At 70.3% G+C, this 7,126-nt stretch carries 5 protein-coding genes; 2 read left to right on the top strand and 3 right to left on the bottom strand.

The annotated features are described in order from the left end of the window. Positions 1 to 447: 447 nt before the first annotated feature. On the bottom strand, positions 448 to 4,035 hold the full coding sequence (gene mfd, locus LPW41_RS16680; RefSeq protein ID WP_230705453.1) for a transcription-repair coupling factor: 3,588 nt from the start codon (positions 4,033 to 4,035) through the stop codon (positions 448 to 450). 187 nt (positions 4,036 to 4,222) lie between these two features. Here mfd and LPW41_RS16675 point away from each other — a divergent pair, with 187 nt between their 5' ends. Both LPW41_RS16675 and LPW41_RS16670 read left to right on the top strand, forming a co-directional pair. Continuing rightward, the gene (locus LPW41_RS16675; protein ID WP_144834299.1) at positions 4,223 to 4,708 is read left to right on the top strand and encodes a hypothetical protein; all 486 of its coding nucleotides are present in this window, start codon (positions 4,223 to 4,225) and stop codon (positions 4,706 to 4,708) included. A 196-nt stretch (positions 4,709 to 4,904) separates the two neighbouring features. Then, positions 4,905 to 5,432 carry a hypothetical protein gene (locus tag LPW41_RS16670; RefSeq protein WP_230705452.1) on the top strand — a complete coding sequence of 176 codons (528 nt, stop codon included), beginning with the start codon at positions 4,905 to 4,907 and terminating at the stop codon, positions 5,430 to 5,432. A gap of 66 nt (positions 5,433 to 5,498) precedes the next feature. On the opposite strand, the gene pth is transcribed toward LPW41_RS16670, so the two are convergent. Both pth and LPW41_RS16660 read right to left on the bottom strand, forming a co-directional pair. After that, on the bottom strand, positions 5,499 to 6,083 hold the full coding sequence (gene pth, locus LPW41_RS16665) for an aminoacyl-tRNA hydrolase (RefSeq protein ID WP_230705451.1): 585 nt from the start codon (positions 6,081 to 6,083) through the stop codon (positions 5,499 to 5,501). 108 nt (positions 6,084 to 6,191) lie between these two features. Then, positions 6,192 to 6,830: a 50S ribosomal protein L25/general stress protein Ctc gene (locus LPW41_RS16660; protein WP_230705450.1), complete on the bottom strand. Its 639-nt coding sequence runs from the start codon at positions 6,828 to 6,830 to the stop codon at positions 6,192 to 6,194. Positions 6,831 to 7,126 lie beyond the last annotated feature (296 nt).

Here is a 7,126-nt window from a genome sequence, read left to right as displayed (position 1 = left end):
GAATAAATTGGCATTTGACAAGTGCACGCTGTTGAGTTCTCAAGGAACGGACGCACCCACAGGAAACAGTCTTCCGACCTACCCGTGAGGCAGTTCATTTCTCCAAGACCACCCGACACTGTGAGCTCTCACCGTGGGACCTCTGAACGAGATCAACGTCGTGAAAACCGGCCGGGTGACCGATCCAAAACCTTACACCATGTGTTGGGGTTTCGGAGTGGTTCGCTACTTGAGGGGCTGCGGGGCCTTTCGGCCGCTCCGCTCTCCCCTGTGGGGCGAACAAGTAATAAGTTACGCGGGAGCCGCCGACCCGTCGAATCCAGGCGCTCCCCGGGCGTGTCGCGGCGGCCTGCTCGCGGAAAGACGCGGAGAATCGCACGAAGGCCCGAGTGACGCGTCGTCGATCGGGCCTCGGGCAGGAGGGGGCTCCAACAGCCGTGCCGGAGGTCAGGCGTTCGCCGCCTCCGCGGACTTCTCGACCGGGAGGGGCCACAGGGCATCGAGCAGCTGACGCACCCACGCGATGAGGTTCGCGTCATCGGCGTCCTGCGGCAAGGGAACCACCATCGCGTCTCCCCCGGCGACCAGCTTGGCCTTCGGGTAGAGCCGCTGCAGACGCACGCGCATCGAGTCGGCGAGGTTCGCCGGGGCCACGCGGAGGTTCGACCCCATCGCGACGACGTCGGCCAGGCCCGCCTGCGCGGCGCGGCGGCGGAGCCGCGCCACGGCGACCAGGCCTTCGACCTCTGCCGGCGGCTCGCCGTACCGGTCGCGGAGCTCTTCCACCACGAGGTCGATCGCGTCGTCCTTCGCGCCGGCGGACGCCGCGGCCGAGAGCTTCTGGTACGCCTCGAGGCGCAGGCGCTCGCTGTCGATGTAGAACTCGGGCAGACGCGCATCGACCGGGAGCTCAAGTCGCAGCTCGGTCGGACCGTCGACGTCTTCGCCACGGAAGGTCGACACGGCCTCGCCGATCATGCGCAGGTAGAGGTCGAAACCCACGCCGGCGATGTGCCCGGCCTGTTCGGCACCGAGCAGGTTGCCGGCGCCTCGCAGCTCGAGGTCTTTCAACGCCACCTGCATTCCGGAACCGAGGTCGTTGTTGACGGCGATGGTCTCGAGGCGGTCGGCCGCGGTCTCGGACAACGGCTTCATCTCGTCGTACAGGAAGTACGCGTACGCGCGGTCGCGTCCGCGTCCGACGCGACCACGCAATTGGTGCAGCTGCGACAGGCCGTACTTGTCGGCCCTGTCGATGATGATCGTGTTCGCGTTCGAGATGTCGAGACCCGTCTCGATGATCGTGGTCGACACCAGCACGTCGGCGCGGCGCTCCCAGAAGTCGTCGACGACCTGCTCGAGCGCGTGCTCCCCCATCTGCCCGTGCGCGACGACGATGCGCGCTTCGGGCACGAGCTCGGCGAGGTGCGCCGCCACCCGCTGGATCGACGACACCCGGTTGTGCACGTAGAAGATCTGGCCTTCGCGCAGCAGCTCTCGACGGATCGCCGCAGCGATCTGCTTATCGTTGCGCGGTCCGACGTACGACAGGATCGGGTGCCTGTCTTCGGGTGGCGTCGCGAGGGTGGACATCTCGCGGATGCCGGTCACCGCCATCTCGAGCGTGCGCGGGATGGGCGTCGCACTCATGGCGAGGATGTCGACGTTGGTCTTGAGCTTCTTCAGCTGGTCTTTGTGCTCGACGCCGAACCGCTGCTCCTCGTCGATGATCATCAACCCGAGGTCTTTGAAGATCACCTTCTCGGTCAGGATGCGATGCGTTCCGATGACCATGTCGACGGTGCCGTCGGTGAGGCCCGCGAGGGTCGCCTTCGCCTCCTTGTCGGTCTGGAAGCGCGACAGGGGCCGGACGGTGACGGGGAAGCCGGCGAAGCGTTCGGCGAACGTCTCGAGGTGCTGCTTGACCAGCAGGGTCGTGGGCACGAGCATCGCGACCTGCTTGCCGTCCTGGATCGCCTTGAACGCGGCACGCACCGCGACCTCGGTCTTGCCGAACCCGACGTCGCCCGACAGCAGTCGATCCATCGGGATCGGCTTCTCCATGTCGGCCTTGATCTCGTCGATCGTCTGCAGCTGATCCTGCGTCTCGGCGAAGGGGAAGGCCTCTTCGAGCTCGCGCTGCCAGGGGGTGTCGGGTCCGAAGGCGTAGCCCTTCGACGCCATGCGTGCCGAGTAGAGCTTCACGAGCTCGACGGCGATGTCGCGCACCGCCTTGCGCGCACGGCCCTTCGCCGCAGCCCAGTCGCTGCCGCCCATCTTGGACAGGGTCGGCGCTTCACCGCCGACGTACTTCGACAGCAGGTCGAGCTGGTCGGTGGGCACGAACAGCTTGTCGCCCGGGTACCCGCGCTTGGCGGGCGCGTACTCGAGGACCAGGTACTCCTTGGTCGTCTTGACCGCGTTGCGACCGCCGCTCGAGACCTCGCGCTGGGTGAGCTCGAGGAACTTGCCGATGCCGTGGGTGGCGTGCACCACCACGTCACCCGGCTTGAGCTGCAGGGGGTCCACGACGTTGCGGCGGCGCGACGCCAGCTTCTTGACGCCCCGGTTGTCGCCGCTCACCGAGCGGCCGTAGAACTCGGTCTCGCTGATGACGGCGAACTTCGCCTCGGTCAACTGGAACCCGCGCTCGAGCGGAGCGCACACCACGTGCGCGACGCCGGGCTCGGGCGGCAGGCGCAGATCGTCGACCCGCCGGGCGGCGATCCCGCGCTCGGAGAGCACGTCGCGCGCGCGATCGACCATGCCGGGTCCGGATGCCGTGACCACGACCGACCAGCCGTCGTGCAGCAGAGCGTCGACGTGGGCGGTGGCCCCCTCGACGTTGCCCTGGAACGAGGGCACGGGATCGGCCTTGATGCGGTGCGCGGACGCGTCGCCCACGACCAGGCCCTCGTCTTCGGCATCCGCCGCCCCCGAATCGAAGGCGCTCAGCTGCCACCACGCGCCGCCGCGGCCGCTCGCGATCTCGTGCAGGTCGTCGAGCGTGACGAAGTCGCCCGAGTCGAGGTCGACCGGGGTGTCGGCCCCGGCGGTGGCGGCGGACCACGCGGCCTCGAGGAACTCGCGGTTGGTGTCGCCGAGCGTGGTCGCGCGCGCGGTCGAGCGCTCGGGGTCGACGAGGGCGACGGCGCTGCCGCCCGGAAGGTAGTCGACGAGGGTCACGAGATCGTCGACGAGCACGGGGATGAGGGATTCCATGCCCTCGGCGGGGATGCCCTCGGCCATCTTCTCGAGCAGCTGACGCAGGCCCGGGTAGCCGTCGCGCAGTTCGGCGGCGCGAGCGCGCACCTCTGCGGTGAGCAGCAGTTCGCGACTGGGGTTGAGCGAGACGCCCGTGACCTCGCCCGGGAGCGATCGTTGGTCGGCGACCGAGAAGGCGCGGATCTGATCGACCTCGTCACCGAAGAACTCCACGCGGTACGGGTGGTCGGCCACGGGCGGGAAGACATCGAGGATGCCGCCGCGGACCGCGAACTCGCCGCGACGCGAGACCATGTCGACGCGGTGGTAGGCCAGCTCGACGAGCCGGGTCGTGACGGTTTCGAGCTCGTGGCCGCGGCCTCCGACGACGAGTTCGATCGGCTCGACCTTGCCGAGGCCGGGGGCGAGCGGCTGCAGGGCGCTGCGCACCGAGGCGGTGATGACGAGCGGGGCCTCACCATCCCACGCGGCGATGCGCCGGAGGACGTCGAGACGGCGGCCGACGGTCTCGGGGCTCGGGCTCAAGCGCTCGTGCGGCAGGGTCTCCCACGCGGGGAAGTGCAGCACCTGAGCCCCGGGCAGCACGGCATCCAGGGCCGGCCCGAGGGACTCGGCGCGACGCCCGGTCGGTGCGATGACGAGCACGGCGCCGGGGTCGCCCGAGGCGCGACGCCGCTCGATGAGCCCCGCGATGACGGGGGCGTCGAGGCCGTCGACGAGGGAGAGAGACAGGTCGGCGGATGCCGCGGAAGCGGCCTCACGATACGACTCAGCCTGCTCGAGGGCGCGAACGATCCCGGGAACTGTCACTCGGGAAAGTCTACGCGGGGCCTCCGACATCGGGACGGGCTGGACGAACGGCCGGTGCGTCTGCAGCCGTCGTGCGGACGCGGACGGCGGCGCGCCGCCCCGAGGCCCCGGCGAGCGGCGTGTCGACCCCGGCATCCGCACGACGGAACGTCGATCGCCGGCGCGAGACGTCTCGTAGGCTGGCGGCATGACCACGCCGAGCTCCCCGGGCGGCCCGGCGTTCGCCGCGCCGCACGTCGCGCCCCCGGTCGGCACGATGCTCACTCCCCCGCCCGCCCGCCGCCGCGGACGCCCCCTCGGGACGTGGGCCCTGCTGCTGTCGATCGTCGCGACGGTGCTTGCGCCCGCCGTCGGAGGGTTCGCGGCGTTCCGCGTGGCCCGCGGCTCGGGTCCAGCGTTCTTCGAGATGCCGGCCGGCTCGTTCGACTGGCGCGTCCTGTCGCCCGTGCGCGATCTCGTGCTGCTGGGCGAGGTCGCGTTCTGGTCGGGCACGGTCATCGGGATCGTCGCCCTCGCCCTCGGCATCACCGCGGTCGTCAAGCGCGCCGCCACGGGAGCCGGCATCGCGGCCATTGTGATCGCCGTGCTGGGGCCGATCGTGTTCGGCGGGCTCGCCGCGCTCGCGCTCGGCGCGGGCCTCGCCGCCGCCGGTACGGGCGGCATCCCCGTCTGAGGTCAGCTGCCGCCGCCGGAGACCGGACGCGCGAGGCCCCGGGGGAACGGCATCCGGGACCTTCTCGACCCCGCCGATTCGCCCGCTACCGTGACGGGGCCTCGCGCGTCCACCCCTCCGCGCAGGCGGGGCGCGCCTCCCTAGACTCGCGGGATCGGGCCGCACCTGCGACCGCCGACGACCAGAGGAGCATCTCGTGAGCACCACACCTCCGCCCCCGGGGCCGTACGACGCGCCCGCCCCGCGCAACGACGGCTACGCCGCACCCGCAGCGCCCGCCGCGCACGACGCGCCGGCGGCTCCGGCCTATGTTCCGCCCGCCGACAACCGGCCCGTGCGGTCGAACCGCCTCGGCCTGATCGCCTTCGTCGCCTCGCTCGTCGCGGTCGTCGGCGGCTCGATCATCGCGTTCATCGCCGGGCTGCAGAGCGCCGGCGTCGCGCAGTACGCGCAGCAGAACGGCGACACGACCGGGCAGATCGACCCGAACACCCTTCCCCCGGGGGTCGAGCAGTCGGCGATCCTCGTCGGCGTCCTGACCGTCGTCGCCTTCGCGGTCTACGCCATCTTCGGACTCTGGGGCTTCATCCAGGGCATCGTCGCCGCCATCAAGCGCCGCGGTCGCGGCTACGGCATCGCGGCGATCATCCTCGCCGTGCTCGGTGGGATCGTCGTCTCGGTCGCCCTCGCCATCGGCGCGGGGATCGGTCTCGGCTCCGCCTGACGCGACCCGCACACACGGAAACGGCCCCGGTTCTCCTCGAACCGGGGCCGTTTCCGTGTGTGCAGATCAAGCGCGCGGAGCGTGGAAGCGCTGCTGGGCGGCGACGAGACCCTCGTCGACGAGGAGCTCGACCGCGTCGGCGGCATCCGACACGAGGATCGGGAGGGTGGTGCGCTCGGCGGAACTGAAGGGGTCGAGCACCCAGTCGGCGGGATCCTGCCGGCCGACCGGTCGCCCGATGCCGACGCGCACGCGGGGGAAGTCGGGGGTTCCGAGGGCCTTCGCGACATCGCGGACGCCGTTGTGCCCGCCGTGGCCGCCACCGGTCTTGAGCTTGATGGTGTCGTAGGGGATGTCGAGCTCGTCGTGCACCACGACGACATGATCGGGCTCGGTGCCGTAGAACCGGGCGAGACCCGATGCCGGACCGCCCGAGACGTTCATGAAGCTGTTGGGCTTGGCCAGCACGAGCTTCGCCGCCCCGGGCCGCAGCCACGTCTCGACGACCCGCGCGTTCGCCTTGTGCGTGCGGAAGGCCGCGCGGCGCCGCGCGGCCAACTCGTCGATCACCATCTGCCCGATGTTGTGACGCGTGGCCTCGTACCGCGGGCCGGGATTGCCGAGACCGATGATGAGCCAGGTGTCCGCCATGGCATCCATCCTTCCGGATCCGCGCGCGGACCCCGTGAACAGCAACGAGGGGGCGCGAAAACGCGCCCCCTCGTCGTCGGCGGACCGCCGAAGCGGCCCGCGCGGGAATTACTTGTCGTCGCCCTCTTCGGCGGCTTCGGCCTCTTCGGACTGCTCCTCGGCGACCTCGGCATCGGCCTCGGCGATCTCCTCGTCGGCGGCCAGCGTGTCGAGCGGCACCGAGACGCCCACGATGAGGGTCTCGGACTCGGTGACGAGCGTCGCGCCCTTCGGGAGGGTCAGGTCGGCCGCGGTGATCTGCGTGCCGTCCTCGGCGCCCTCGACGTCGACCTCGACGTTCTGGGGGATGTGGGTGGCCTCGACCTCGAGCGACACCGAGGTGGCGTCGAGCATGGCGACCGTGCCGGGGAAGGGCTCGCCGACGAGCACGACGGGAACGTCGACCTGGACCTTCTCACCCTTCTTCACGACGATGAGGTCCATGTGCTCGATGATCTGACGCACGGGGTCCTTCTGGACGTCCTTGACGAGGACGAGCTGGCCCTTGCCGGCGATGTCGAGGTCGATCAGCGCGTTGGCGCGACGGATGAGCAGCGCGACCTGGTGGCCGGGCAGCGCGACGTGCTGGGGCTCGGTGCCGTGACCGTAGATGACGGCCGGGATCTTGCCCGCGGCGCGGAGGCGACGGGCGAAGCCCTTGCCGAAGTTCTCGCGGAGTTCCGCGACGACCTTGTTGTCTTCCGACATGATGTTCTCCTCGCGGGCTCGTGTCCCGCAGCTTGTGAGCGGACATGGTCCGCACCTGTGTGGTCTGGATTCGACTCGAACGCGAGCGCGTGAGGAAAGCCGGGAGCCTGCTTCACTGCGTCGATCACGGATGCCCTGTGCACCCGTGGGCGCCCGAGGATGCATCCCTCGCCGAAGTTCCCGGGAAGTCTACCAGTGCGACGCGCCGCTCACGACCCGGCCGAGGAGGCACGAGGGGGCAGGAGTCCGGAGCAGTCCCCGACCGCCGGTAGGATCGAAGAGCCACACCGACCCGG

The sequence above is a fragment of the Microbacterium sp. JC 701 genome, assembly GCF_021026215.1.
Classification (GTDB): Bacteria; Actinomycetota; Actinomycetes; order Actinomycetales; family Microbacteriaceae; genus Microbacterium; species Microbacterium algihabitans.
The sequence above is the reverse complement of the archived record's forward strand: the minus strand, read 5'-3'. Positions and strand labels throughout refer to the sequence as shown.